This is a genomic window from Kitasatospora sp. NPDC034035 (assembly GCF_055575755.1).
On record NZ_JBVISA010000001.1, the window covers coordinates 479,373 to 504,295 of the forward strand.

The 24,923-nt window shown below is 75.0% G+C and carries 24 protein-coding genes and 1 tRNA gene; 11 read left to right on the top strand and 14 right to left on the bottom strand.

Annotated features, from left to right (window positions below; translation table 11 throughout):
• Positions 1-79: 79 nt before the first annotated feature.
• Positions 80-1,300 carry an MFS transporter gene (locus ACZ52J_RS02280; protein WP_465615118.1) on the bottom strand — a complete coding sequence of 407 codons (1,221 nt, stop codon included), beginning with the start codon at positions 1,298-1,300 and terminating at the stop codon, positions 80-82.
• A 240-nt stretch (positions 1,301-1,540) separates the two neighbouring features.
• Here ACZ52J_RS02280 and ACZ52J_RS02285 point away from each other — a divergent pair, with 240 nt between their 5' ends.
• Complete coding sequence (locus tag ACZ52J_RS02285; RefSeq protein ID WP_465615120.1) at positions 1,541-2,638, top strand: baeRF3 domain-containing protein; 1,098 nt, start codon at positions 1,541-1,543, stop codon at positions 2,636-2,638.
• Between the two features lie 116 nt (positions 2,639-2,754).
• Here the strand turns inward: ACZ52J_RS02285 and ACZ52J_RS02290 are convergent, their stop codons facing one another.
• Complete coding sequence (locus ACZ52J_RS02290; RefSeq protein WP_465615122.1) at positions 2,755-3,045, bottom strand: hypothetical protein; 291 nt, start codon at positions 3,043-3,045, stop codon at positions 2,755-2,757.
• Positions 3,046-3,546: 501 nt separating this feature from the next.
• On the opposite strand from ACZ52J_RS02290, the gene ACZ52J_RS02295 reads away from it, so the two are divergent.
• From ACZ52J_RS02295 to ACZ52J_RS02305, 3 genes are all read left to right on the top strand, one after another.
• Positions 3,547-4,359: a GNAT family N-acetyltransferase gene (locus ACZ52J_RS02295; protein ID WP_465615124.1), complete on the top strand. Its 813-nt coding sequence runs from the start codon at positions 3,547-3,549 to the stop codon at positions 4,357-4,359.
• Between the two features lie 31 nt (positions 4,360-4,390).
• The gene (gene infA / locus ACZ52J_RS02300; RefSeq protein WP_360497441.1) at positions 4,391-4,615 is read left to right on the top strand and encodes a translation initiation factor IF-1; all 225 of its coding nucleotides are present in this window, start codon (positions 4,391-4,393) and stop codon (positions 4,613-4,615) included.
• Between the two features lie 178 nt (positions 4,616-4,793).
• Positions 4,794-5,846, top strand: a complete 1,053-nt coding sequence (locus ACZ52J_RS02305; protein WP_465615126.1) for an alpha/beta fold hydrolase — start codon at positions 4,794-4,796, stop codon at positions 5,844-5,846.
• Between the two features lie 55 nt (positions 5,847-5,901).
• On the opposite strand, the gene ACZ52J_RS02310 is transcribed toward ACZ52J_RS02305, so the two are convergent.
• Positions 5,902-6,573 carry a TetR/AcrR family transcriptional regulator gene (locus ACZ52J_RS02310; RefSeq protein ID WP_360497435.1) on the bottom strand — a complete coding sequence of 224 codons (672 nt, stop codon included), beginning with the start codon at positions 6,571-6,573 and terminating at the stop codon, positions 5,902-5,904.
• A gap of 279 nt (positions 6,574-6,852) precedes the next feature.
• Here ACZ52J_RS02310 and ACZ52J_RS02315 point away from each other — a divergent pair, with 279 nt between their 5' ends.
• Both ACZ52J_RS02315 and ACZ52J_RS02320 read left to right on the top strand, forming a co-directional pair.
• A complete protein-coding gene (locus tag ACZ52J_RS02315) occupies positions 6,853-7,422 on the top strand; it encodes an NADPH-dependent FMN reductase (RefSeq protein WP_465615128.1) in 570 nt (189 codons plus the stop codon).
• 264 nt (positions 7,423-7,686) lie between these two features.
• Positions 7,687-8,679 (top strand): DUF4232 domain-containing protein, encoded by a 993-nt coding sequence (locus tag ACZ52J_RS02320; RefSeq protein ID WP_465615130.1) that lies wholly within the window; start codon positions 7,687-7,689, stop codon positions 8,677-8,679.
• 199 nt (positions 8,680-8,878) lie between these two features.
• Here the strand turns inward: ACZ52J_RS02320 and ACZ52J_RS02325 are convergent, their stop codons facing one another.
• Positions 8,879-9,913 carry an AraC-like ligand-binding domain-containing protein gene (locus tag ACZ52J_RS02325; RefSeq protein WP_465615132.1) on the bottom strand — a complete coding sequence of 345 codons (1,035 nt, stop codon included), beginning with the start codon at positions 9,911-9,913 and terminating at the stop codon, positions 8,879-8,881.
• 258 nt (positions 9,914-10,171) lie between these two features.
• Between ACZ52J_RS02325 and ACZ52J_RS02330 the strand changes: the two genes are divergently transcribed.
• Positions 10,172-10,240: transfer RNA gene (locus tag ACZ52J_RS02330), tRNA-Glu, on the top strand.
• 85 nt (positions 10,241-10,325) lie between these two features.
• Here the strand turns inward: ACZ52J_RS02330 and ACZ52J_RS02335 are convergent.
• The 5 genes from ACZ52J_RS02335 to ACZ52J_RS02355 all read right to left on the bottom strand — a co-directional run bounded on the left by ACZ52J_RS02335 (position 10,326) and on the right by ACZ52J_RS02355 (position 16,892).
• Positions 10,326-11,504 carry a serine hydrolase domain-containing protein gene (locus tag ACZ52J_RS02335; protein WP_465615134.1) on the bottom strand — a complete coding sequence of 393 codons (1,179 nt, stop codon included), beginning with the start codon at positions 11,502-11,504 and terminating at the stop codon, positions 10,326-10,328.
• A gap of 180 nt (positions 11,505-11,684) precedes the next feature.
• On the bottom strand, positions 11,685-13,745 hold the full coding sequence (gene ligA, locus ACZ52J_RS02340) for an NAD-dependent DNA ligase LigA (RefSeq protein ID WP_465615136.1): 2,061 nt from the start codon (positions 13,743-13,745) through the stop codon (positions 11,685-11,687).
• A 224-nt stretch (positions 13,746-13,969) separates the two neighbouring features.
• The gene (locus ACZ52J_RS02345; RefSeq protein ID WP_360497798.1) at positions 13,970-14,158 is read right to left on the bottom strand and encodes a hypothetical protein; all 189 of its coding nucleotides are present in this window, start codon (positions 14,156-14,158) and stop codon (positions 13,970-13,972) included.
• A 194-nt stretch (positions 14,159-14,352) separates the two neighbouring features.
• Positions 14,353-15,171: a methyltransferase domain-containing protein gene (locus ACZ52J_RS02350; RefSeq protein WP_465615138.1), complete on the bottom strand. Its 819-nt coding sequence runs from the start codon at positions 15,169-15,171 to the stop codon at positions 14,353-14,355.
• Between the two features lie 71 nt (positions 15,172-15,242).
• Complete coding sequence (locus ACZ52J_RS02355) at positions 15,243-16,892, bottom strand: FAD-dependent monooxygenase (protein WP_465615140.1); 1,650 nt, start codon at positions 16,890-16,892, stop codon at positions 15,243-15,245.
• Between the two features lie 371 nt (positions 16,893-17,263).
• On the opposite strand from ACZ52J_RS02355, the gene ACZ52J_RS02360 reads away from it, so the two are divergent.
• Positions 17,264-18,295 (top strand): glycosyltransferase family 2 protein, encoded by a 1,032-nt coding sequence (locus tag ACZ52J_RS02360; protein ID WP_360497411.1) that lies wholly within the window; start codon positions 17,264-17,266, stop codon positions 18,293-18,295.
• Positions 18,296-18,351: 56 nt separating this feature from the next.
• Here ACZ52J_RS02360 and ACZ52J_RS02365 read toward each other — a convergent pair whose 3' ends face one another.
• The gene (locus ACZ52J_RS02365) at positions 18,352-18,822 is read right to left on the bottom strand and encodes a MarR family winged helix-turn-helix transcriptional regulator (RefSeq protein ID WP_465615142.1); all 471 of its coding nucleotides are present in this window, start codon (positions 18,820-18,822) and stop codon (positions 18,352-18,354) included.
• 89 nt (positions 18,823-18,911) lie between these two features.
• On the opposite strand from ACZ52J_RS02365, the gene ACZ52J_RS02370 reads away from it, so the two are divergent.
• Positions 18,912-19,841, top strand: a complete 930-nt coding sequence (locus ACZ52J_RS02370) for an LLM class flavin-dependent oxidoreductase (protein WP_465615144.1) — start codon at positions 18,912-18,914, stop codon at positions 19,839-19,841.
• 92 nt (positions 19,842-19,933) lie between these two features.
• Here ACZ52J_RS02370 and ACZ52J_RS02375 read toward each other — a convergent pair whose 3' ends face one another.
• On the bottom strand, positions 19,934-20,206 hold the full coding sequence (locus ACZ52J_RS02375; protein WP_465615146.1) for a hypothetical protein: 273 nt from the start codon (positions 20,204-20,206) through the stop codon (positions 19,934-19,936).
• 102 nt (positions 20,207-20,308) lie between these two features.
• On the opposite strand from ACZ52J_RS02375, the gene ACZ52J_RS02380 reads away from it, so the two are divergent.
• Entirely contained in the window at positions 20,309-21,043 is a 735-nt protein-coding gene (locus ACZ52J_RS02380) for a hypothetical protein (RefSeq protein ID WP_465615148.1), read from the top strand.
• A gap of 112 nt (positions 21,044-21,155) precedes the next feature.
• On the opposite strand, the gene ACZ52J_RS02385 is transcribed toward ACZ52J_RS02380, so the two are convergent.
• On the bottom strand, positions 21,156-21,539 hold the full coding sequence (locus ACZ52J_RS02385; RefSeq protein WP_465615150.1) for a ribosomal protein L7/L12: 384 nt from the start codon (positions 21,537-21,539) through the stop codon (positions 21,156-21,158).
• 393 nt (positions 21,540-21,932) lie between these two features.
• Between ACZ52J_RS02385 and ACZ52J_RS02390 the strand changes: the two genes are divergently transcribed.
• Positions 21,933-22,610, top strand: a complete 678-nt coding sequence (locus ACZ52J_RS02390; protein WP_465615152.1) for a hypothetical protein — start codon at positions 21,933-21,935, stop codon at positions 22,608-22,610.
• 152 nt (positions 22,611-22,762) lie between these two features.
• On the opposite strand, the gene ACZ52J_RS02395 is transcribed toward ACZ52J_RS02390, so the two are convergent.
• Complete coding sequence (locus ACZ52J_RS02395; RefSeq protein WP_465615154.1) at positions 22,763-23,461, bottom strand: response regulator transcription factor; 699 nt, start codon at positions 23,459-23,461, stop codon at positions 22,763-22,765.
• Positions 23,458-24,732 (bottom strand): sensor histidine kinase, encoded by a 1,275-nt coding sequence (locus ACZ52J_RS02400; protein ID WP_465615156.1) that lies wholly within the window; start codon positions 24,730-24,732, stop codon positions 23,458-23,460. The genes ACZ52J_RS02395 and ACZ52J_RS02400 overlap by 4 nt, the downstream gene beginning before the upstream one ends.
• Between the last annotated feature and the right edge of the window lie 191 nt (positions 24,733-24,923).

The window sequence follows — 24,923 nt, forward strand, 5'->3', positions numbered from 1 at the left end:
CGCGACCGGCCGCGGGACGCGGCGGAAATTGCCCGGTACGGGCGAGGCGGCGGCGCGGGCGGCCCCGGTGGACGGGGCGTCAGCCGAGCTGCGCCGGGGCGGCGCCGGCGAAGGAGCGGTCCTGCTCGGGGGCGGTGGCCGTGGCGGCGCGGGCCTGGTCGCGGCGTTCCAGGGCGGCGGACCAGAGGGCGAGGACGAGCGCGGCGGCGGCGAGGGCGGCGCCGACCCAGTTCGGGGCGGTGTAGCCGAGGCCGGCGGTGATGACGATCCCGCCGAGCCAGGCGGCCAGCGCGTTGCCGAGGTTGAAGGCCCCGATGTTGACGGCCGAGGCCAGGGTGGGCGCGCCGTGGGCCTGGTCCAGCACCCGCTTCTGCAGCGGGGGGACGGTGGCGAAGCCGAGGGCGCCGACGAGCAGGAGGGTGACGGCGGCGAGGATCCTGCTGTGCGCGGTCAGGGTGAACAGCGCCAGGACGACGGCCAGGCCGCCGAGGGCGGTGTACAGCATCGGCATCAGCCGGCGGTCGGCGAACCTGCCACCGAGCAGGTTGCCGAGGAACATGCCGACGCCGAGCAGCACCAGCAGCCAGGTGACCGCGCCGTCGGAGTAGCCGGCGACCTGGGTCATCATCGGGGCGATGTAGGTGATCGCGGCGAAGACCCCGCCGAAGCCGAGCACGGTCATCGCCATCGCGAGCAGCACCTGCGGGTTGCGGAAGGCGGTCAGCTCGCGGCGCAGGTGGGCGCCCTCGGGGCGCGGCATCGCGGGCACCAGTCTGGCGATGCCGAGCAGGCCGACCACGCCGAGCGCGGCGACGACGCCGAAGGTGGTGCGCCAGCCGACGGCCTGGCCGATGAAGGTGCCCAGCGGCACGCCGACGATGTTGGCGACGGTCAGCCCGGTGAACATGGTGGCGATGGCGCCGGCCTTCTTCTCGGGGGCGACCAGGTCGGCGGCGACGACGGAGCCGATGCCGAAGAAGGCGCCGTGGGCCAGCGAGGTCACGATGCGGCCGGCCAGCATCAGCGGGAAGCTCGGCGCGAACGCGGAGAGCAGGTTGCCGACCACGAACAGGCCCATCAGCAGCATCAGCATCGTCTTGCGGTTGATCCTGGTACCGAGGGCGGTCATCAGCGGCGCGCCGATGACGACGCCGAGGGCGTAGCCGGTGACCAGCAGGCCCGCGTGGGGGATGGAGACGCCGTAGTCGCCGGCGATCCGGGGCAGCAGGCCCATGATCACGAACTCGGTGGTCCCGATCCCGAATGCGCCGATGGCCAGGGCGAGGAGAGCGAGAGGCAAAGGCCCGAACCCTTCTGTGATTGCTTGAGTGAGCGGCTAGCGTGCTTCAACAATAGTTGCACGCGCGCAATAAGTGCAATCGCGAGTAGGGTGCGCGCGCCGTGACCGTCCGGCCAGTGGTCCAGACCGCTGACGCGCGCCGTAAAAGCCGCACATCGGTACATTGAGGGCGATCGGGAGCAGCGCCAGGCTTCGCGCGTCCACGCACAGAAGGCCGAACCGCCTTCGGAAAGGGTCTCCATGCACCCCGCCCTCAGCCCCGCCGTCCTCGCCGAGCTGCGCCGGCCCCGGCCCTACCCGGCGGTGTCGATCCTGATGCCCACCCACCGCCGGGAACCGGACAAGACGCAGGACCCGGTCCGGCTGCGCAACCTGCTGGCCGAAGCGAAGGAGAAGGTCCAGGCCGACCCCGCGGTCTCCCGCGCCGAGCGGATCGACGTCCTGGAGCAGCTCGACCGGGCCCTGAGCGAAGTCGACCTGGTGCGCGCCGAGGACGGCCTGGCGATCCTCGCCGCGCCCGGCGAGCACCGGATTTGGTCACTCGGGCGCACCGCCCCCGCCCGGGTGGTCCTGTCCGACACCTTCCTCACCCGCAACCTGGTCGCCGCGCACGCTGCCGAACGCCCCCACTGGGTGGTCGCGATCGCCGCCGACCGGGTGGCGCTGTGGGGCGGCACCCAGGAGCGGGTCGCCGAGGAGACCGGCAACGGCTTCCCGCTGGTGCGCGTCCACGACAACCCCGACCCCGAACGGCAGGAGCAGATCGGCGACACGCCCAGCACCTTCCGCGACGAGGAGACCAAGACCTTCCTGCGCCAGGCCGACGCCGGGATCGGCAAACTGCTCGCCGCCGACCCCCGCCCGCTGTACGTGGTCGGCGAGGCCGCCGCGCTCGCCCTGCTGGACACCGTCGGCCCCATCGCCCAGCAGGCCACCGCGCAGATCCCGCACGGCGGCCTCGCCCAGGCCGACGCCGAGACCGTCCGCCGGGTGGTCGAGCCCGCCGTGCGCGCCCGCGCCGAGCGCGAGGTCGCCGACGCCCTCGCCCTGCTCGACAAGGCCCGCGGCCGCCAGGGCTTCGCCGCCGGCCTGGACGAGGTCTGGCGGGCCGCCGGCGAGGGCCGGATCGACCTGCTGGTGGTCGAGGAGAACTACCGCGCCACCGTCCGCGACGACGGCGAGCACCTCGTCCCCGCCGAGGCCGGCCAGGCCGGCGTCCGCGAGGACATCGTCGACGAGGTCATCGAGCGCGGCCTCGACACCGGCGCCCGGGTCAGCTTCGTCCCCGACGGCACCCTCGCCGACAGCGACCGGATCGCCGCCGCCCTGCGCTACTGACCCGCCTTCCGCGCGTCGGGCCCCACGCGCGTGCCGGGCGTGCCGGTCCCGACGGGCGTGCCGGTCCCAACCGGCTTGCCAGGAGAGCGGATACGCGACACCGGCGGCGGGGTCGGCTACCCGGCGGCCGCTGCGGCGGGGACCTGAGGGGCCGGGACCCGGGAGGCCGCGCCGCTGTCGGGGTCGGCCGGCTCCAGGGCCACGTCGAGCACGTCGACCATCCTGCGCAGCTTCTGCTGCACCCGTACGGCCTCGCGCCGCGGGACACGGACGACCGCCCGGGCCGAGGCCGGCGCCACGGTGCTGAAGGCGAGGTCCAGGACCCGGTGGTTGTTGAGGGTGGAGGCGAGCCGTGCGAGCGTCCCGGTGGTGGGGCGCAGCGTGACGGTGATCCGGGTGTGTTCCATGGCGGCGGTCCTGTCGGTGGATGGGACGGGCGGGCCGGAAAAGCAGAAAGACCCCTCGCGGAGTGCGAGAGGTCTGCGTGCGGGCGGTGGGCCGGGGGAGGGTCACTCCTCCCGGCGCGGTGCCGGCACGCTGCCGCTGGTAATCAGCTGCTGCTGCATGCCCCGCATGCTGGCAGAAACCCGCCGGGGTGGGACAAGGCGTCTCACCCTGCGGGACGGCCGCGGTGACCCGGCGGCGCAAGGCCCGCGGCCCGGACGTGGCACCCGGTCGGCGTCCCCGCGCGGGCCGCCGTACCGCCGCCGCACCGCCGCCGCCCGTAAACCGGTTGGCCGGGCACACCGCCGACTGCTACGGTCTGCGCAGCCGTGAGAAAAACGCGAGGAGGTGTCACCCATGAAGGCTGTATCCGTGTGGGTGCTCCCCCTTTCCGCCACGGCGGGCGATTGACACAGGTGTCGCCCGGGAGCGCCTCAGACCAGGCACTCCCGAAGGGCAACACCATGAACACTTCGCACCCCACCCCCGACATCCCCGCCGCCGACGACCACGCGCTCGCGGTCACGCGGATCTCGGACACCCAGTGGCACGCCGTGGAGGACGACCGCGTGGTCGGCCACGGCGACGCCTCACGCCGGCCCGACGGCCGGCTCTTCGTCAGCGTCGACGCATGGCAGGGCGCGGTCTTCGACCGCATCGCCGCCGCGATGTCGGCCGACCTGCCGGAACCGCTGCACACCGTCACCGACGAGGCCGACCACGACACCACGGCCGCCTGGCAGCGGGCCGGCTTCACGACCGTACGCCGCGAGTGGTGCTACCTCCTGCCCACCGACCCGCAGGCCACCGGGCTCGGCCCGGTCCGGCCCCCGGCGGGCGTGACGATCGTGCCCGCCGGCGAGGCGCAGGAGGATCCGCTGCGCGCCCTGGACCGCGTCATCCACGAGGAGGTCGAGGCCGGCATCGGCTGGCCGGCGATGCCGGCCCAGGTGCTGCCCCGGCCGGCGTGCAGCACCGTGGTCGACCCCGCCAAGTACGCGGTGGCACGGCAGGACGGCCGCTACGTCGGGCTGCTCCGGATCGCGCCGCTGCGCCGGCCGCGGATCGGGCTGCTCGCCGTCCGCGCCGACCACCAGCGCCGCGGCATCGCCCGGGCGCTGCTGGCCCACGCACTGGAATCGCTGCACCGCGACGGCGTCACCTCGGCCTGGGCCGAGGTGACGGAGTCCAACACGGCCGCCACCGCCCTCTTCGAGGGCATCGGCGCCCGCCGCGCCGGCAGCACCCTCGAACTCGCCCGCCACCGAAGCCATTGACACCCCAACACCGAACGGAGAGGTGAGAGCCATGAGCAAGACCGCAGACGGCATCGAAGTCGAAGGCACCGTCACCGAGTGCCTGCGCAACGCCACCTTCAGGGTGGAACTGCCCAACGGGCACATCGTGCTCGCCCACATCAGCGGCAAGGTCCGCAAGAACCACATCAAGATCCTCCCGCACGACCGGGTCCTCGTGGAGCTCAGCCCCTACGACCTCACCCGCGGCCGCATCCGCTACCGCTACCGGTCATAGCCGGTGGCTGCGGCCGGCGGCTCAGGTCGGTGACCGCGGCCGGTGACGGTGGCGTCGGTCGGTGACTGAGAGTCAAGTGACTGATGTGCTTGACCGTTTCGCGGGCCACAGTGGGTGGTGCCGGCCGCCGGTCCGCGGTGGCATCGGCTGACGCCACCGCGCGACGGAGGAAACGAGCATGATCGACAGGCGCACCTTCACCAGGGCCGTCGGGCTGGGGGCGGGCGCGAGCGCCCTGTCCCTGGCCGCCCTGTCCCAGGCCGCGGAGGCCGCACCGGCGGCCCCCGTCCTGGAGGCCGTGCCGGGCGGCGCCGCCGCCGGGCGGACCGGGTTCGCCCGGCTGGCGCAGGTCCGCGCCGGAGTGCTGGACATCGGCTACGCCGAGGACGGCCCGGCGGACGGCCCCGTGGTCATCTGCCTGCACGGCTGGCCGTACGACATCCACAGCTACGTCGACGTCGCCCCGCTGCTCGCCGCGCAGGGCTACCGCGTCATCGTCCCCTACCTGCGCGGGCACGGCTCGACGCGGTTCCTGTCCGCCCGTACGCCGCGCAACGCGCAGCAGGCGGCGGTCGCGCTGGACATCGTCGCCCTGATGGACGCGCTGGGGATCGGCCGGGCGGTGCTGGCCGGTTTCGACTGGGGCTCGCGCACCGCCGACATCATCGCCGCGCTGTGGCCCGAGCGGGTCAAGGCGCTGGTGTCGGTCAGCGGGTACCTGATCACCGACGTGGAGAAGCAGAAGGAGCCGCTGGCGGCCGCCGCCGAGCACACCTGGTGGTACCAGTTCTACTTCGCCACCGAGCGCGGGCGCCAGGCCATGGAGGACCGGGACAAGCGGCGCGACCTGTGCCGCCTGGTCTGGGAGAGCGTCTCCCCGACCTGGGCCTTCGACGACGCCGTCTTCGCCCGCACCGCCGCCGCCTTCGACAATCCCGACTACCCGGCGATCGTCATCCACAACTACCGCTGGCGCCTGGGCCTGGCCGACGGCGAGCACCGCTACGACCGCGTGGAGCAGCGGCTCGCCGCGCGGCCGCGCATCGCCGTCCCCACCGTCACCCTCGACCCCGGGCGGGACCCCTTCACCGCCCCCGGCGACGGCTCCGGCTACCGCCCGTACTTCACCGGCCCCTACCTGCACCGCACCCTCGCGGACGTCGGCCACAACCTGCCCCAGGAGGCGCCCGACGCCTTCGCCCGGGCCGTCCTGGACGCCGACCGCCTCTGACGCCGGCCGCCTGTGACGCCGGCCGCCTGTGACGCGTCGCCGGGCGGCCGCCGGGTCAGCGCTTCGCGTACTCGGCCAGGAACAGGTCGACGCCGGAGCTGATCGTCCGCCACGTCTCCGCCTCGTCCGGCCCGGCCCCGGGGCTGAAGGTGTGCACCAGCTGCAGCACGCCCACCGTGCAGGCCACCAGTTGCTGCACCGCGAGCTTCGGGTCCGGGACGGCGAGCAGGCCGCGGCGGTCCAGTTCGGTGAGGGCCTCGACCAGCGGGGCGTTGTTCATCTCGTAGCTGACCTGGTACCAGAGCCGGCCCAGCTGCGGGAAGCGGTCGATCTCGCCGATCACCAGGCGGCGCAGGGACATGATGTCGGGGCGCAGCACGATGCGGGCCCAGTCGTGGGTGAGCGTGATCAGTGCGGAGCGCAGGTCGGCGGCTTCGGCGATGGTGGAGTTGTGGGGCTTGAGGCCCTCGTAGGTGGTGGGCAGGAAGCCGCCGATCACCGCGAGGAAGAGCCGTTCCTTGTTGCCGAAGTGCTTGTAGATGGTGGCCTTGGAGACGCCGGAGCGTGCGGTGATGGCGTCCATCGAGGCGGCGGAGTAGCCCTCCTTGAGGAACTCGGCCAGGGCGGCGTCGATGATCGCCCGCCGGCGCCGCTGGGCGGCGTCGGCGGGGCCCGGGATGATCGGCAGGCCGAACTCGTCGGTGGGCCCTGCGGTGTCGGCGGCCATCGGGTGCTCCTCGGAGGGGGTCTGCGGAGGGCGGAGGAAACGGTACTGATCAGTATAAGAACTGAACTGTCCGGTACAAGTCCATGCGCGCGACGCGCCGCCCGGACTGAACCATACGATTCAGTTCACCGCAAAAGACTGAACCGTATGGTTGACGCACTGAACTGAACCGTTTAGATTTCTCGGCGTCGGGACGACGACGAGCGGCAGCCGCCCACCAGCGAACGCCGACGAGTTCGGCCTGCCGGTCACACCCGTACCCATTGCAAGGAGCACGTCATGAGCGCGTCCAAGGTCTTCGCCATCTCCGGCTCGCTGCGCGCCGACTCGCACAACACCCAGCTGCTGCGCGCCGCCCGCACGTTCAACCCGGCCGGCATGGAGATCGAGATCTACGACGGCCTGCGCGAGATCCCGCCGTACGACTACGACCTCGACCACCCCGGCAAGCGCCCGGCCGTCGTCGAGGAGCTGCGCCGCAAGGTCACCGAGGCCGACGGCCTGCTCATCGCCACCCCGGAGTTCAACTACTCCATCCCCGGCGTCCTGAAGAACGCCCTGGACTGGCTGAGCACCGACTGGACCAAGACCGAGGGCCTGCCGCTGCACCGCAAGCCCACCGCGATCATGGGCGCCGCGCCGACCAACTTCGGCTCGGTCCGCGCCCAGCTCGCGCTCCGTCAGGTCTTCGTCTGGACCGACAGCGACGTGGTGGTCAAGCCCGAGCTGGTCGCCTTCCGCTCCCACGAGCGCTTCGGCGACCAGGGCGAGCTGACCGACGAGGTCACCATCGGCATCCTCAAGGACCTGCTCATCGCCCTCCAGGGCAAGATCGACGCCCGCTCCTGACGCCCGCTCCTGACGCCTGACTCCTGACGCCTGACGCCTGACGCCTGACGCCCGACGGCCCGGCCCCGGCCGCCCGGAACACTCCTGGGGGGAGCCGGGGCCGCCCGCGTGTGAACTGCCCTGCCAGGCACCTGGGCTGACGAACCGTCCGATACGGCCGGCCGCCGCGCCGCACACCCGGAACCCCGGACCATTGCCGACCTGTTGCACGGGGAGTGGCCCGGCTCACAGCCGTTCGAGGGCGAAGCGTGATCGACTCGGCCGATGCGCGAGTCCGAGAAGCCCACCCCGCCGCCGTCGGCCCGTCGGCCCGCCGCGGCCGTCACCCTCGCCGTGGTCGCCGCCGCCCTGCTCACCGCCTGCGGCACCCGGACGACCGGAGCGAGCGGCGCGGCCGGGGCGTTCGCCACCCCGGCGGCCTCCGCCGGCGCCACACCCTGCGGGGCGCCGCTGCCCGCGCCCGCCGGCGGCGCCCAAGCGCCGTCCGGACTCGCGCGGGACGGCGTGCGGATCACCGCCGCGAGCCCGGCCTGCGCCGAGTACGAGGTGGCCAACCCGAACGGTGAACCGTCCGACGTCACCGTGGTGTTCAACCGGCTCTCGGCCGCCGGAGCCGCCCTGGACACCGTGACCCACACCGTCGCCGCGCTCGCCCCCGGAACCACCGAGAAGAGGCGGATCGACCTGTCCGGCCCGGGCCCGGCCCTGCCGGGCGCAGCCGCGTCCCAGGTGAAGATCGTCAAGGTCCGCAGCGTGCCCAGCGCCGAAGCCCCGCAGCCCGACGGCCCCTGCCCGGCCTCCGGCCTGCGCCTGTACGCGGACGAGGGCGACGCCGCGATGGGCCTGCGCGTCGCCGGCCTGCACCTGCGCAACTGCGGCACCGCCACGCTGGCCCTCGACGGCTACCCCACGCTGCAACTGCTCGACCCCGAGCACCACCCCGTCGACGGGGTCCGGCTGCTCTCCGGCGGCGCCGAGATCGCCACCGGCACCGGCGCCGACAACCCGCCGCAGAAGATCGCGCTGCGCCCGGGCGAGGGCGCCCGCGCCACCCTGGTGTGGCGCAACACCACCGGGGACGGCGCCCCGGTGAACATCCCCTACGTCCGGGTCCGCGCCACCCCGGACGCGGCCCCCGTGATGGTCACCCCGGAACTCGACCTGGGCACCACCGGCCGCCTCGGCGTCGGCGCCTGGGCCAGGGAGGACGCCGGAGCGAAGCCGCCCGCCACCCGGCCGCCGGCCCAGGGCGGCTGACCCCGCCCGCAGCCCCCCGGCACGGCGCACCACGGCACGGCCCGGCCCAACACGACACAGCCCGGCACAGCACGGCACGACCGGCGGCCCGGCACGCTCCCCCGTGGCGTGCCGGGTCGCCGGTTCGTCTCCTCGTGGAGGATGCCAGGGCGCGGCCCGGCCGAGTTGGCGCTGCGTCGACAGTCCCTTGGCGCTGCGTCTACTCTCCGGCGCCTCCGCCGCCGGTGTGCTCGGACAGCGCCTGGCGGCGGTGCTCGCCGGGCGGGAGTCCGTACGCGGCCCGGAAGGCGCGGCTGAAGTCGGAGGCGCGGGGGATGCCCCAGCGGGCGGCGAGGGCGTGGACGGGCACGGCGCGCAGGGCCGGGTCCGTCAGGTCGCGGCGGGCCTTGTCCAGCCGCTGGCGGCGGATCCAGGCGGCGACCGTCTCGCCCTGCGACTGCTGGGTGAAGAGGCGGTGCAGGTAGCTGACGGAGATGTGGTGCGCGGCGGCGATCACGGGCGGGGACAGCTCGGGGTCGTGCAGGTTGCGCAGGATGAACGTCCGTACGCTCTCCAGCAGGGCCCGCTGCCGGGTGTCGTCCGGCACGGCCGCCTCGGCGTCGAGTTCCCGGGCCAGCCAGGCGGCCACCAGGTCGACCACGACCGTGCCCAGCCGGGGCGCCTCGGCCGGTCCCAGGGCGGCGGCCTGCCGGTCGAGGCCGACGATGAACTCGGTGAGCAGCGCGCTGGTGCCCTCCCGTCCGGAGAACGCCCGCCCCATCAGGGTGCGCAGGCGGTGGGGCGGCAGCGGCAGCGCGGACACGGGGAAGTCGACGCCCACCGCTTCGACCCGGCGGGGGCCCCGGTCGGTGGCGCGTGCGCCGAGGCCCCGCACGTCGTACGGCTGCGAGCTGTCGAGCACGTACAGCTCGCCCGGGCCGAACACGGCTGTCCGGTCGCGGTCGCCGTGCGTCAGCGACAGGCCCCCGTCGAGGACCATGGTCAGGTGGTACACCCCGGGGTCCGAGCGCCGCACCCTGCCGGCGGTGCGCCGGAACCGCGCGGGCGGGAACGACGATCTGAGGAGGGTCACCGGCCCCAGCTCCAGGCGCCGCATCTCCGCCGTGAAGTCGTCGGCGTGAGCGCTGGTCATCTCGCTGTCCCGGGTCCGTCCGATCAGCTCCCGCCAGCAGTCGAACCGTTCCTTCGCGGGCACGTCCTCGCCCCGGAACACACTCGCCGTCCTCGCGCTCACGCTCCCGTTCCCTCCTCCGTGCTCGTCCTGCGGCCCGCCGACGAGGCCTGCCGCTGACGGCGCCAAACCCTGCGGCGACTTGCCAGAGCGTAAGGGGACGGTGACGGTACGACGAGTGCGGGGGTGGCGGTCGGGAGGTGGGCGGGTGGCGGTCGGGAGGTGGGCGGCCGCCGATTTTCCTCTTCCGATCATGGGCTGGTAGCTTCTTCCCTGTCGGCGGGACAAGATCGCGGAAGCGGTCGGGGAACCGCCGGACAGGCGTCGGTGGTGCAGTGGTAGCACGCCCGCTTTCAGCGGGAGGGGTTCGTTCGATCCGAGCCCGGCGCTCCCATCGGTAGGGGCGGAAGTCGCATGCGACTTCCGCCCCTGCTGCGTTCCTCCGCGCCCCCGGGCCGGCCGGCGGCTCCGGGCCCTAGCCGGCCAGCAGCGCGCAGACGAAGTCCTCCTCGACCGCGCGCAGCTGTGCCAGCAGGTCCGGGTTGCCGGTCTGGTTGACCTGCTCGGTGACGGAGACGGTGACGCTGCGGCGGCCGTCCGGGGTGCCCGCGCCGAACTGCGTGTAGCCCGCGGTGTTGCCCGTGTGCCCGTACACCACGCCGCACCGGGTGGTGTACTCGAAGATCGCCAGCCCGGCGCGGTTGGCCCCCGGGCCGGCCGGCTCGGAGGCACCCGCGACGAACACCCGCTGCCGGCGGCGGGTCGCGTCGCTGATCAGCGGGCCGCCCGCGTACCCGGCCGCGAACGCGCTGAAGTCCTTCGGGGTGGACACCAGGCCGCCCGACGCCCAGGCGCCCGAGGCGCCGAACAGGGTGCTGACGTCCTGCGCAGGCTCGGGCGGCTGGACGGCGTAGCCGTGCAGGTACGGCTCGGGCAGCCGGTAGCCGGAGGGGAGGCTGGTCTGTGTGAGCCCCAGCGGCCGGTAGACCTGGGAGTCCAGCAGGCCCTCGTAGCGCTGCCCGGTCGCGGCCTCGGCCATCAGGGCCACGGCGATGTTGTCGGAGTTGGAGTAGTGGTAGCGGGAGCCGGGGGCGAACTCCAGGTCCTGGCCGGCGACGAAGTCCAGCAGGTGCCGGGAGTCGAACCGGTGGTGCGGGTCGGCGCGGATCAGGTCGACGAACTCCGGTGCCGCGCTGTAGTCCGGCAGCCCGCTGGTGTGGTTCAGCAGCTGGCGCAGCGTCACCGCGCCCCAGGCGGCGGGCAGCGCGGGCAGCCGCTGGGCGAGCGTGTCGTCCAGCCCGAGCAGCCCGCAGTCGACCAGGCGCAGCGCGACCGCGCCGCTGAACGCCTTCGCGGCGCTGGCCAGGCGCATGTGGTCGTCGGGCCGGGGCGGCCGGCCGGTGCCGACCTCGGCCACCCCGGCCCGGAACACCCGCACCCGCTCGCCGTCGCGGAGCACCGCGATGGCGCCGGGCGGGCCGTCCGGGCGGTCGACCAGTTCCTGCAGCCGGGCCCGCAGTGCGAGGTCGTCGTCGTCGCGGGGCGCGGCCGCGGCGGCCCCGGCGGGCGCCAGCGCCAGCGCGGCGGTGAGCAGGGCGGCGACCGCGCGCCCGGGGCGGCGGGACAGCGGCGAACGGCGGGAGCGCAGGGACACGGCGGGGCCTTCCGGACGGCTCGGGTGGATCGGGGTGGCTCGGCGGCGGGGGTGCACCGCCGCCCCGGCCGCAAGGGATCACCCGCCGACGCCCGGCGGAAACGGCCGACGGCCCGCCGTGACCCGCCCAGCCGAGCGCCCCGGCCGCCGTGACCCGCCGGGCGCCGGCCCGTCCGTCCGTCAGCCCTGGGGCAGGTGGTCGGCGACCAGGACGGCGAAGTCGTCGGGGGTGACGACGCGGATGCCGAGCTCCTCGGCCTTGGCGCGCTTGGATCCGGCCTTCTCGCCGGCGACGAGCAGGGTGGTGCGCTTGGAGACGGACGAGGAGGCCTTGCCGCCGGCGCGTTCGATGAGCTCGTTCATCTCGTTGCGGGACAGCGCGGCGAGCGGGCCGGTCATGGAGCCGGTGACGACGACGGCCTCGCCGGTGAGCGGGCCCGAGGCCGCGTCCTGCCCCACCGGGCCATCGGCGTCCGCCGCGTCGGACGCCGCTGCGGGCGCCTGCGGCACGGTGACGGCGGTGCCCACGCCCCGGGCCGCGAGGCGGTCCAGCAGCGGTGCGAGCTCGGCGAGTTCGGCGACGATGACCCGGGCCTTCTCCGCCCCGATGCCGTCCACCGCCGCCAGGGTGTCGGCGTCGGCGGCGCGGATCGCGGCCATGGAGCCGAAGTGGGCGGCGATGCGCCGGGACATGGTGCGCCCGGTGCCGCGCACGCCGAGCGCGCAGAACACCCGGTTGAGCGGCTGCGACCGGGCGGTCTCGATCGCGGCGAGCAGGTTGTCGGTGCTGGTCTCGCCCATCCGCTCCAGGCCGAGGAGCTGCTCGCGGGTGAGGGAGAACAGGTCGGCGAGGTCGGTGACCAGGCCGGCTTCGACGAGCTGGACGGCGCGGGTGCCGCCCAGGCCCTCGATGTCGAGCTGGCCGCGGCCGGCCGCGTAGATCACCGAGGCGACGGCCTGGCAGTTGCGCCCGCGGGCGCAGCGCCAGCGCTGCTCGGTGGTGTCGATGGTGTCGCCGCAGCGGGGGCAGGCCTCGGGGAAGGCGATCGGCTTCTCGTCGCCGGTGCGCTCGTCGACCAGCGGCGCCTCGACGCGCGGGATGACGTCCCCGGCGCGGTAGACGAAGACCCGGTCGCCGAGCATGAGGCCGCGCCGGGTGATGTCGGCGGGGTTGTGGAGCGTCGCGTAGGTGACGGTGACGCCGTCGATGACGACCGGTTCGAGGACGGCGCGCGGGGCGATGATGCCGGTGCGGCCGACGTTCCACTCCACGTCGAGCAGCCGGGTGACCTTGTGCTCGGCGGCGAGCTTGCGGGCGACGGCCCATCGCGGCGCGCGCGAGCCGGAGCCGGCGTCCTGCTGGTCCACCGAGGAGTCGGCCTTGACCACGACGCCGTCGATGCCGAACGGCAGCTCGGAGCGGAGCGCGGCGATCTCGCCGACCCGCTGCTGGGCCTCCTCCAGCGTGGCGCAGCGCTGCGGGTGGGCGGCGGTGGTGGCTGCGGTGTTGGCGCCCAGGGCGGCCAGGCGCTCCAGCAGGGCGCTGTGGGTGAGGTCGTCGTCGAGGCCGACCGCGCCGTAGCCGAAGAACGTCAGCTCGACGCGGTAGGGCCGGTCCTTGGCCCGCAGGGTGCCGGCGGCGCCGTTGCGCGGGTTGGCGAAGGGGACCGCGCCGTGGGCGGTGCGCACCTCGTTGGCGTGCTCGAACTGCTCACGGGTGAGCAGGACTTCACCGCGCAGCTCGACGTCGACGGGCTCGGCGAGCACGGCGGGCAGGCCCAGCACGGCGTCGGCGGCGTGGCTGATGTCCTCGCCCGCCAGGCCGTCGCCGCGGGTGATCAGCCGGTGCAGGCGCCCGGCACGGTAGCGGGCGGCCACCGCCAGACCGTCCAGCTTGGGCTCCACGCACCAGGCGGCCACCGGCCGGCCCAGGCGCCGCTCCAGCCCGCCCGCCCAGTCCGCGAGCTCCTCGGCCGAGAAGACGTTGTCCAGCGACAGCATCGGCACGCTGTGCGGCACGTCGCCCCCGACCGCACCGCCCGCGACCTTCCCGGTGGGCGAGTCCGGCAGCACCTCGCCCGGGTGCGCCTGCTCGTAGGCCGCGACGGCACGCAGCAGGGCGTCGTACTCGTCGTCACCGAGCGGCGTACCGCCGTCGGTGTAGTAGGCGGCGGCCGCCCGGACGGCGGTGGCAACGGCATCGGCGTAGTCGCCGGGGGTGAGCAGAGCGGCGTCGTTCATGGGCAGCATCATCGCCACTGGCACTGACATTCGACGGCGGCGGGCCGTACCACCGGCGCGACCGGCCGCGCCCCGCTCCCGCCGCCGCGTCCCCGGCCGTCCCGGCCCCGCCCTTGCGGCCGGCCCGTCCGGTCATGGGAGCCCGTCCGGTCACGGCGGGCAGAGGGCGGTGCCACCGGCGAACGGGCGCACCACCGCGCCGCGTCCGCCGGCCCCGCCTGCGCTCAGGGGAGGTAGCGCTCCAGTGCAGCGGCGCCCTTGCGCTCGATCTCCTGCCGCGCCCACTCGAGGCGGCCGGGGGTGACGTCGCGGCCCGACACCATCACGAGGTCCTCGGGATCGAAGGGACGCTCCGATCCGGTGTAGAGCTGCCGCTGCATTCCGGACGCCGACTCCGGCACGCCCTCGTTCATCGATTCCCGCATGTCCATCACCTCATCGCCTGGTGGCCCGTACGCACGGTCCTTCGATGGTCGTTCCGACGGCCGGACCATGACGGGTGGAACACGACCAAGTTACTCCGTTCGAGTGAATGCGCGGCCTGGGACGACTCCGGCTGACCGCCAACGGCCCGGCCGTGCCCGCCGCGCCCGCCGCGCCCGTACGGTCAGCGGGGGCGGTGGGCGACGGCGGCGAACATCGTCACCGACAGGTGGAAGGCGCCCTGCCCGGCGGCGGCCTCGAGGCCGGCGTAGAGCCGGTCGCGCTGCTCCTCGGTGATCAGGTCCCGCCCGAGGGCCGCCGTGGCGAGCCCGCGGACGATCGGCCGGCTGACGGTGCGCGGGTCGTGCAGGAGGACGTCGGAGCCGAGCCCGTCGACGGTCAGGCCCGCCGCGGTCAGCCAGCCGGCCAGGCGGCGTCCGGCGTCCGGGGTGGCGGCGGTGGCCTGGGTGACGGTGGCCAGCGCGGGGCGGATCTCCGGGTCGGCCGGGTGCAGGACGAAGGTGGCCCAGTCGGTGTCGAGCAGGGCGACCCGGCCGCCGGGGCGCAGCACCCGGGCGATCTCGGCGACGGCCCGCGCCGGGTCGTCCAGGTGCTGCAGGACGCGCTCGCACCAGACGACGTCCACGTCGGCGTCGGGCAGCGGCAGCGCGAGCGCGTCGCCGTCCACGAACCGGGCCGGGCTGCCCGCGTCGGCGGCGCGCCGCTCGGCGACGGCCCGCAGGCCGGGGTTGGGCTCGAGGCCGGTCGCGTCGCCGCCCGGCGCGACCGCCGCCGCCAGCACCCGGGTCTCCGAGCCGGTCCCGCAGCCGACGTCCAGCGCCCGCTCGCCGGGGTGCGCGGCCAGGCGCGCGTGCGCCCACTCGCGCAGCCGCCGCACACCGGCGTTGGCGCCCTGGACGTCCAGGGCGGCGGTCAGCCGGTCGGTGGCCGCGGGGTCGGCGTTGGCCGCGTGGAAGGCCGAGGTGGGGCGCGGGTCGCTCATGGCGCCCACTCTAGGCAGCCGCCCGCCCGCCGCAGGGCACGCCCGGGAAGCCCTCGGCGCAGGCCGGGCGGTCAGGCCGGGGCGAAGGTGCGACGCAGGTGGGCCACCAGACGGGCCGGGTCGGCGGCGGGCAGGCGGGCGGCGAGGTAGCCGTCGGGGCGGATGAGGACGGCCTCGCCGTCGCCGGGCCGGTAGGCGGCGTGGAAGGCGGCGCCGGTGTCGCGGACGACGGGCAGGCGCAGGCCGTCCGGGGCGGCGGGGGACGAGGCCGTGGGGGACGCGGGGGCGCTGGGGGAGTCCGGGGCGAGGACGGCGTACACGTCGAGCAGGCCGTGGGCGGCGGCGTGGGCGGCGGCCGCGCAGGCGCGCAGGGTCCGCGTGTCGGTGGCGGGGCCCGCGGACAGCAGCAGGATGTGGTGGGTGCCGCGCAGCAGCTCGTGCAGGCGCTGCGGGTAGGCGGTCAGGGGGCGGGTGAGGCCGGGGCAGTCGGGGGCGCGGTCGCCGGGGGCGGGGCGGGTGCCCGGGGCGGGCTCGGTCAGCGGTCCGTCGCGGTAGCCGACCAGGAGCTGGGCCTCGCGCAGCAGCGGGGTGGCGGGGTCCTCGGGGTCGGCGTCGAAGCCCGCGCGGGCGTGGCGCACCGTACGGGCGACGACCTCCCGGCCGACGGGGTGGCGTTCGGCGTGGTAGCTGTCGAGCAGGGTGTCGGCGGCGGCACCGCGGACGGTGAGGGCGAGCTTCCAGGCGAGGTTCCAGGCGTCCTGGATGCCGGTGTTCATGCCCTGGGCGCCGGTGGGCGGGTGGATGTGGGCGGCGTCGCCCGCCAGCAGCAGGCGGCCACTGCGGTAGCGGTCGGCGAGGCGGTGGCTGATCCGGAAGACCGAGGACCAGCGCAGCGCGGAGGCGGTGACGGGGCGCGGCGCCAGCCGGTCCAAGCCCTGCTGGATGTGCCGCAGTTCGGGGGCGTGGCCGCCCTCCAGCCCGTGCGCGACCCCGCGCACGGGGTCGGCGGCGGTGGCGAGTTCGGGCGGGACGGTCATGGACACCCGGTAGCGGCGCCGACCGGGCAGCGGGACGCACACCAGTACGTCCGCGGCGGTGCCGTCGGCGGCGGCGCGGGTGGCGCGCACGGCGTAGCCGGGCGGCAGGTCCCAGTCGAGTTCGACGTCGCCGAGCATGAACTGCTCGGGGAAGGCGTCGCCGCCGAAGCCGATCCCGGCGGCGTGGCGCACCGTGCTGTGGGCGCCGTCGCAACCCACGACGAAGCGCGCGGACAGCTCGCGCGGCCCCCGGGGGGTGGCCAGGGCGGCGTGCACGCCGTCGTCGTCCTGCCGCAGGCCGAGCACCTCGGTGCCGCGCTCGACGACGGCGCCGTAGCCGGCCAGGTGCTCGGCGAGCAGCCGCTCGGTGGCGTCCTGGGGCAGTGCCGCGAAGCGGTACGGCACGTCGGCGGGCAGGTCGAGGTCGATGCGCGGGCCGGGAGCGCCGTCGACGAAGGCGAGTTGGCCGAGCAGGGGCACCGCCTCGTCCAGGACGCGGCGCACCAGCCCCATCGCGTCCCAGACCTCCAGGGTGCGGGGCTGGATCCCCACCGCCTTGGCGTAGGGCTGCGGGGCGTCCAGCCGGTCGACGATCCGGCACCGCACGCCGCGGCGGCACAACTCGGCGGCGGCGGTCAGGCCCACCGGTCCGGCCCCCACGACCAGTACGTCGGTGTCGTCCACGCGCGCTCCTCGGCTGCCCGGCACCGGCGGTGCCGCCGTATCCCCAGGCTGCCCTCCGCCCTGGTGTTCCGCCCGGCGGGGCCGGCGGACGCCTCGGCCGGGCCCGCCGGGGGCCTCGGTGTCCAGGTCCGGTGTCCAGGTCCCGTGTCCGGGCCCGGTGGGCGGGGTCCTCCGTACGAGTACCGGGCGTCGGCGAACAGTGAACGCCGGACACGGCTGCTCCACCGATCCGCACCCTGGACTCCACTCATCGTTCGACCAGCGGCCTTGTACAATCCCTACATTCGGGCCACTGCCGGTGATCGGCCGTCGGCGGTGCGTACCCGCCCGGGCCGTCCGGCCCCGTCCGCTTCTGAGCGAAAGGCCGCGTGATGGCCCCCCGCCTGTCCGTCGTCGTCCCGATCTACAACGTCGAGCGCTACCTCCAGGAGTGCCTCGACTCGATCGCGGCCCAGACCTTCGAGGACTTCGAATGCGTCCTGGTCGACGACGGCTCGACCGACGACGGCCCCGCCATCGCCAAGGCCTACGCCGACCGGGACCCGCGCTTCCGGCTGGTCCGGCAGGAGAACAAGGGCCTCGGCGCCGCCCGCAACACCGGCTGGCGCCACCTCACCCCCGGCACCGAGTACCTGACCTTCGTCGACAGTGACGACACCCTGCCCCCGCACGCGTACCAGCTGATGATCCGCACGCTGGACGAGAGCGGATCCGACTTCGTCACCGGCAACGCGCTGCGCCTGCGCACCACCGGCCTCACCCCCTCGCACGGCCACCGCCGCGCCTTCCGCGAGAGCCGGCTGGGCACCCACGTCAGCGAACTGCCCGCCCTGGTCACCGACCGCACCGCATGGAACAAGGTCTACCGGCGTTCCTTCTTCGACGCCGCGGGCATCCTGTACCCCGAGGGCATCCTGTACGAGGACGCCCCGGTCAGCGTGCCCCACCACTTCCTCGCCAAGCGGGTCGACGTGCTCGCCGAACCGATCTACCACTGGCGGGTGCGCGAGGACGGCGACCTGTCCATCACCCAGAAGAAGACCGACCCGCGCGGCCTCGTCGACCGGGTCCGCTCGATGGAACTGGTCCGGGAATGGCTGCTCGCCCGCCCCGAACCGGCCTTCACCGAGCACCTGCGCGCCTACGACCACAACTGCCTGGTCGAAGAGATCCCGATGTTCTTCTGGTCCGTCCCGGACGGCGACCGCGCCTACCGCGAGGCCTACCAGCAGCACGTCAGCCGGCTGCTGCGGGCCATCGGCCCCGAGCGGCTGGCCGGGCTCAACAGCCAGCTGCGGCTCAAGTACCGCCTGACGCTGGCCGACCGGATGCACCGCTTCGTCGCCGTCCAGCGCCTGCACCGCCTCGCCCGCCGCACCCGCCAGGCCGCCGCCCGCACCTGAGGCCGGGGGCGCGGCCACGGCGACGGCGACGGCTATGGCCGCCGTGCCGCGCGGTGCTACCGGCCGTCCGCTCCGCCGCCGTCCGCCTCGCCGCCGTCCGCCTCCGGCCCGGCGCCGAGGGTGCGCAGGGTGCGCAGGAACAGGTCCGCCTCGGCCGGGGCCAGCGGCGCGAGGAAGCGCGCCTCGGCCTCGACGTGGACGCGCTCGGCCCGTACCAGCAGCTCCCGTCCCTGCGGGGTGAGCCGCACGACGTTCTTGCGGCGGTCCTCGGGGCTGCGGGTGCGCTCGGCGAGGCGCTTGGCCTCCAGGGCGTCGACGAGGGCGACCATCGTCGTGCGGTCGACGCCGAGGAGGCCGGCCGCGTCCTGCTGGGAGAGCGGCACCTCCGCCCCCAGGACGGCGAGGACCGCCAGTTCACGGCCGTCGAGGCCGAGCGGCGCCAGCGCCCGGGCCGACGCCTCGGCGTACCGCAGGTGGGTGTGCTTGAGCAGGTAGCCGAGGCGGGCCGACAGGGGCCCGGAGTCCACATCGCTTGACATATCCGTTGACATATCCGCGAGAGTATCTCAGCCCCATTGATGGTCAGCATGGCTGACGATCAATTAGGCTGACGATTATGACGCCGTCGACCGCACCACCCGCGCAGCCGATCACCTTCGGCCTCAAGACCACCCCCATGCGCGTCCCCTACACCGACATCCTCCGCGTCTGGCAGGAAGCCGACGACCTCCCCGACATCGCCGACGCCTGGTTATGGGACCACCTCATGCCCATCGCCGGCCCCAAGGACAGTGACGTCCTGGAAGGCTGGACCCTCCTCAGCGCCCTCGCCGCCTCGACCCGCCGACTGCGCCTCGGCCTCCTGGTGACCAGCAACCGCCTGCGCCACCCCGCCCTCCTCGGCAAGATGGCCACCACCGTGGACGTCATCTCGCACGGACGCCTCGTCATGGGCCTCGGCGTCGGCGGCACCCACCAACCGCCCGGAGCCGGCGGCATCGCGGGGGAGAACCCCGCCGCCGCGGAGTACGCCGGATACGGCCTGAACCTCGTCCCGCCCCGCGAAGGCATCGACCGGCTCGCCGAAACCCTCACCGTGCTGCGCGGCATGTGGACCCAGGACGTCTTCGACTTCGACGGGCGCTACACCTCCCTCCACGGGAACCGCAACCACCCCAAGCCCGTCCAGCGCCCGGGCCCACCGATCCTCATCGGCGGCTGGGGAACGCGCCTGCTGCGCCTGGCGGCCGAACAGGCCGACATCTGGAACATCCCCGGCCCGCCCCACAACACCGTCGACCACCTGCGCGAACGCAGCCGCGTCCTCGACGCCCACTGCGCCGCGATCGGCCGCGACCCGCGCACGATCACGCGCTCCGTCCAGTACATCGTCTCCTACGACGACCCGGCCCAGGACCGGGCCGCCCTCGCCGAGTTGACCGCCGCCGGCTTCACCCACCTCGTGCTCAGCCTGCGCAGCCCCTACCCGCCGGGCGTGGCCCGGTGGCTGGTCGACGAGATCATCCGGCCGCTGCGCAACGGCTGACCCGGGGGAGCGGGGCGTCGGCCGCGCAGCGCGGGGGCGTGACCGACCCCGCCCCCGGCCCGCACGGCCTCCCGCCTCAGCCGGTGCCCGCCTCAGCCGGTGCCCGGCCGGACGGCGCGCGGCCCGGCGCCGTCGAGCGTGGCGAGCAGGCGGGCGCGGACGTCGGCGGCGGCCTCGCGGGTGACCGGGTCCGCGCTCTCCAGCTGCGGGGCGATCAGCTCCGCGGCCGCGGCCAGGAGCGGGAGGGGTACCTCCGCGGTCCGCAGGTGGAGGAGCTGCGAGGCCGCCCGTTCACCGGGCGTGGCCGGGGCGGGGGCACTGGGGATCAGGGCGGTGATGCCTCGGGGGAGCTGACTGTCGGTCACCCGTCCATTCTCGCGGGTGCGGACCGGTGACGATCACCACGGCCGTCGCCCGGCGGGGCAAGGGAGGTGCCCCGGGTGGCCCGGGGCGGGATGATGACCGCCATGAGTGCGATCATCAGCTTGGACTTGGCCGGTTTCGTCCCACGCGCGGACGAGGGCGGCGCCGGGGGCACGAACCGGGTGTGGGACGACGCGCGAGGGGTGGTCCTGTCCGTCCACGACTTCGCGCTCGTGCCGGACCTGGTGGCCCCGCTCGACGCGGGCGAGCGACTGCTGCGCGAACTGGCCCGCAACACCGCGCAGAGCGGGGCCGCGCTGATCGAGGCGCAGGTGCGCGAGCTGGGCGGGGTGCCCGGCCTGTGGCAGCTCGTCAAGATCCCCAAGGCGGCCGGCCGCGGGCAGGTGTTCGTCGGGGCGTGGACGGTGCCGCGCGACCGGTGCAGCGTGGTGCTGAAGGTGCAGGCCGCCGAAGGCCCGGTCAGCGGCATGCGCGAAGCGGTGGTGGCCGACCGGGTCGGCTTCGACGCCTTCGTCCGCCCCCACCCCTACGACCCCGACCTGCGCGGCCCGCTGCCGTACCACGTCGCCGACCTCCAGGAATGGGACGCCCACTTCCCGACACACCCGCTGACCCTCGTCCGGGAAACGCTCACCCGGGTCGGCGCGAGCACCGTCCTCGACGACAGCTTCCGGACCCTGCCCCCATTCCCCGGCCCGACCCCCGCCGGCCCGGCTCTCGATGGCCCGCCCCCCTCCGGCCCGACCCCTGCCGGTCCGACCCCCGACAGCGCGCCGCCGGCGGAGGCCCCACGCCGACGGTGGTGGCGAGGCCGCTGACCGGCGCCGTACGTGAGGTGGATGGCAGCCGGTTGCGTCGCGGGCCGCGAACCCGGCCGTCGGGCCGGGGCCCTGTGGCCGCAGGCTGCCTCTGCTTCAGGCTTCAGCGGCTTCAGCGGCCGGCGTGGCCGGGCAGAGGGCCGTATTCGACGCAGAAGCCGCAGTCGCAGCTGGTCAGGGAGTTGGCCTGGCAATGGGCGGCGGGCCAGTACGGAGACGCGCACGGGCCGGGCTCGACGGGGGAGTCGTCGTCGGGCAGGGTGCGCCGGCACCAGCCGCACCGGATGACGGCCGGTACCCCGGCCTCGCGCAGCCGTTGCGCCGCGGGGGCCGCGAGGTCGTACGGGACGCCCGACGCGACGGTGGTGGGCGCGCCGTCCAGCAGCTGCTGACTGCGCCACAGGCCCAGCCCGGTGACCGCGTGGACCGCCTTGAGTGCTTCCGCGCCGCCGGGGGAGGGACCGGTCAGCAGGACGGTGAAGTCCGGGTCCTCCATGGATCCCTCCTCGTCGGGTCGGCGCCGGTGCCCGCCGCCAGTCAAGCTTCCTGGCGGACCGTCGGCCACGGGTTTTCGCGGCAAGACGGGCGTCCACGTGACCACCTACCGCCGCGCCGCCGGCGCCGACTCCCGCGCGTAGGGCCCGCCGAACCCGCGCAGGAAGTCGGCCCGTCCGACTTCCTGCGCACCTCCCGCCGGAAGGCGGACGGGCCGCACCGGTCGTACGAGCGTCCGCCCCGGGTGTTCTGCCCTGCCGATCGGCAGGGCAGAAGGGCGGGAAGAGCGGGACTTTTATGCCGATCGGCACATGTCCGCGAGGGGGTGCGGCGGCCAGGCTTGGGGGCATCGAGACGGCGGCCACCGGGGCTGCCAGGGGGAGGGAAGTCCACCATGTTCCGCATTCGTATCCGCGCCCGCGTCGGCACCCGCATCACCCGCGTCACCCGTGCCGCCCGGGGCGCCGCCGCTGCCGGGCTGGCCCTGGCGGCGCTCACGGGCGTCGCCCCGGCCTCCGCCACCGCCACCAACCCGCCCGCTCACCAGGACGGACGGGCCGCGCGCCCGGCGAGCGTCAGCGGCACGGCCCGGATCTCGTACGCCTTCGCCCCGGCCGACGAGATCTGGTTCACCGTCAACGCCCAGGCGGCCCCGTACACCCACCGCTTCCCGGGCACCCAGGTGGCCGACGGCCTGCCCACCGACGCCCGGGGCACCGTCCGCTTCTCCCACCGCACGGCCGACACCGGGAAGGTCTACAGCGCCGAGGCCGAGGTGGACTGCCTGACCACCGGCGGCCCGGTCGCCACGCTGACCGCCGTCGTCACCACGTCGGACGTCGGCAACGTCGGCCAGCGGATCGGCCTGAGCATCTACCAGGGCAGCGGCCACGACGACGGCCGACTCGGGTTCTCCTGGGGCATAGCCAACATGGACGTGGACGCCGACGGGAAGCCCTACCAGCCGGTGGTGGGCACCTGCATGGCCCCGGCCCCGTTCGCCCCCGTCCTGCGGGGCGGCTTCACCGTCCACCACACCGAACTGGAGGCCCCGAAGACGGCCGGCCGGTAGCCGGGGCCGCCCGGCGGCGAGGTGCTCAGGCGGACCAGACGAGGAGCCCGTGCCGGCAGCGCGCGGCGGTGCAGGCGAAGGAGGTGAGATCCGCGTGGTCGCCGGCGGACCGCGCGGTGGACTTCCTCAGCCAGGCCATGCTGCGTTCCCCGCTACCCGCGGCCCCCCGCACCGCCTCCCGTATGGGCGGTGACCAGGCCGGACTCGTAGGCCGCGATGACCGCCTGGGCGCGGTCCCGGACGTCGAGCTTGCCGAAGATGCTGGTGATGTAGTTCTTCACCGTCGACAGGCTGATGTCCAGGGCCCGGGCGATCTCGGTGTTGTCGAGGCCGGTGGCCATCAGCCGCCACACCTCGACCTCCCGGGGTGTCAGCGCGCCCGTGTCGGTGACCGGCGGCGGGGAGCCGAGCGGGGCCCGGACGTAGGTGGAGATCAGCCGGGTGAGCAGGCGCGGGGCGACCACCGCCTCGCCGGTGTGGACGGTGCGGATCGCCGCGCCCAGCTCCTCCGGCGAGACGTCCTTGGGCAGGAACCCGTGGGCGCCGGCGCGCAGCGCGGCCACCACGTACTCGTCCATGTCGAAGGTGCTGAGGGCGAGGACCCGGCAGGAGGGCAGCGTGCGGGCCAGCTCCCGGGTCGCGCCGACCCCGTCCAGCACGGGCATCCGGATGTCCATCACCACGACGTCGGGGCGCAGCAGGCGGGCGGCGGCGACGGCCTGCTCCCCGTCCTCGGCCTCGCCCACCACCTCGAAGGACGGGTCGGGGGAGAGGATCAGTGACAGGCCGCGCCGCACCAGCGGCTGGTCGTCGGCGATGAGGACCCGGATGCCCGGTGCCGCCGCGCTCACCGGGCCGCCGCCGTTCCGTGCTGGACGGCCGCGTCGGCCGTCTCGTCCGGGGCCAGTGGCAGGTCGGCCAGTACGGCGAAGCCGCCCTCGGGCTGCGGGCCGGTCCGCAGGGTGCCGCCGTGCAGGGCGACGCGCTCGCGCATGCCGATCAGGCCGTACCCGCTCCGGCCGCCGGTCGGCGCCACTGCCCGGGGCGTGGTGTCGCCGTCGCCCGTTCCCCCGTCGTCGCGCACCTCGACGGTGACCCGGTCCGGACCGTAGGTCAGGCGTACGGTCGCGCGGGCGGGCCCGGCGTACTTGCGGGCGTTGGTGAGGCTCTCCTGGACGATCCGGAACACCGTCAGGCCGACGGTGGGCGGCAGCGGGCGCGGGGGCCCGTGGACGCTGAAGTCGGTCGGCAGGCCGGCCACGCGGGACTCGTCCACCAGCCGGCCGAGGTCCTCCGCCCCGGGCTGGGGCGACGGCGGGGCGGTGTCCGGCTCGTCGCCGGCCCGCAGGACGTCCAGAAGCTGGCGCATCTCCCGCAGGGCCAGCCGCCCGGAGGACTCCAGGGTGACCAGGGCGTCCCGGACCACCTCCGGGTGGGCGAGGTTGGCCCGGGCGCCGCCGGCCATCAGCTGCATGGTGGTGATGTGGTGCGCCACGATGTCGTGCAACTCCCTGGCGATGCGGCGGCGTTCGTCGGCCACCGCTTGGTCGGCCAGCAGCTTGCGGTTGGCCGTCACCTCCCGCTGCCAGCGCGACACGGCGAGGCCGGCGCCGGCCACGAGCAGGCAGGAGCATGGGGTGGCGGCGAGCGCCTGCCAGGACGGGACGCGCAGGTGGCTCTGGCTCAGAACGGTCAGCACCGTCGTCGCCGCCGCGGCGGCGGCCGTCGCCGGGCCCGTGCGGGCCCGGGCGACCGAGTACAGGCCGACGATCAGGACGGCGCCGAAGTGGGTGCTCGCCGGTGCGGACAGGTCGAGCGCGGCCTCGATGGCCAGGACCGCGGCGAGCGCCGGCACCGGGTGGCGGCGCCGGACGAGCAGCGGCAGGGCCGACAGCGCGATGAGGAGCAGGCCCGGGGCGCTCACCCTGCGCACCCCGTCCAACTCGCTGAAGAGCAGGTAGTTGAGCAGGTCGAGCGTGCAGGCGCCGACGGCCACCAGCGCATCGGTGTGGGTCCACGGCGCGCTGTCGGCGTCCGGTGGCGGGTCCACCACGCCGCCGGGCCCCGGGCTCCGGCCCGCCCCGTGTGCCGCATCCGCGGCGGGGCGCTGACGCCCGCCCATCCGTTCCCCCTCCGTGCCCGGCCTCCGCCGCGCCTCCGACACCCGATACCCGATACCGCCACCGGTCCCGACGCCGAGGCCGGTCCCTCATCAGCCCTGATCAGGGCCGATGACCGCCATTGTGGCATCGGCCCACCCCGCCCCGGCATGGTCCCCACGGCCGATCACGACAGCGCGGACCAGGACCACGG

Bases quoted from the DNA above. Each gene is read 5' to 3' on its own strand.
- ACZ52J_RS02285 (WP_465615120.1), top strand. From the start codon at position 1,541: ATGCACCCCGCCCTCAGCCCCGCCGTCCTCGCCGAGCTGCGCCGGCCC.
- ACZ52J_RS02290 (WP_465615122.1), bottom strand. From the start codon at position 3,045: ATGGAACACACCCGGATCACCGTCACGCTGCGCCCCACCACCGGGACG.
- ACZ52J_RS02295 (WP_465615124.1), top strand. From the start codon at position 3,547: ATGAACACTTCGCACCCCACCCCCGACATCCCCGCCGCCGACGACCAC.
- infA (WP_360497441.1), top strand. From the start codon at position 4,391: ATGAGCAAGACCGCAGACGGCATCGAAGTCGAAGGCACCGTCACCGAG.
- ACZ52J_RS02305 (WP_465615126.1), top strand. From the start codon at position 4,794: ATGATCGACAGGCGCACCTTCACCAGGGCCGTCGGGCTGGGGGCGGGC.
- ACZ52J_RS02310 (WP_360497435.1), bottom strand. From the start codon at position 6,573: ATGGCCGCCGACACCGCAGGGCCCACCGACGAGTTCGGCCTGCCGATC.
- ACZ52J_RS02315 (WP_465615128.1), top strand. From the start codon at position 6,853: ATGAGCGCGTCCAAGGTCTTCGCCATCTCCGGCTCGCTGCGCGCCGAC.
- ACZ52J_RS02320 (WP_465615130.1), top strand. From the start codon at position 7,687: ATGCGCGAGTCCGAGAAGCCCACCCCGCCGCCGTCGGCCCGTCGGCCC.
- ligA (WP_465615136.1), bottom strand. From the start codon at position 13,745: ATGAACGACGCCGCTCTGCTCACCCCCGGCGACTACGCCGATGCCGTT.
- ACZ52J_RS02345 (WP_360497798.1), bottom strand. From the start codon at position 14,158: ATGAACGAGGGCGTGCCGGAGTCGGCGTCCGGAATGCAGCGGCAGCTC.
- ACZ52J_RS02350 (WP_465615138.1), bottom strand. From the start codon at position 15,171: ATGAGCGACCCGCGCCCCACCTCGGCCTTCCACGCGGCCAACGCCGAC.
- ACZ52J_RS02360 (WP_360497411.1), top strand. From the start codon at position 17,264: ATGGCCCCCCGCCTGTCCGTCGTCGTCCCGATCTACAACGTCGAGCGC.
- ACZ52J_RS02370 (WP_465615144.1), top strand. From the start codon at position 18,912: ATGACGCCGTCGACCGCACCACCCGCGCAGCCGATCACCTTCGGCCTC.
- ACZ52J_RS02380 (WP_465615148.1), top strand. From the start codon at position 20,309: ATGAGTGCGATCATCAGCTTGGACTTGGCCGGTTTCGTCCCACGCGCG.
- ACZ52J_RS02385 (WP_465615150.1), bottom strand. From the start codon at position 21,539: ATGGAGGACCCGGACTTCACCGTCCTGCTGACCGGTCCCTCCCCCGGC.
- ACZ52J_RS02390 (WP_465615152.1), top strand. From the start codon at position 21,933: ATGTTCCGCATTCGTATCCGCGCCCGCGTCGGCACCCGCATCACCCGC.
- ACZ52J_RS02400 (WP_465615156.1), bottom strand. From the start codon at position 24,732: ATGGGCGGGCGTCAGCGCCCCGCCGCGGATGCGGCACACGGGGCGGGC.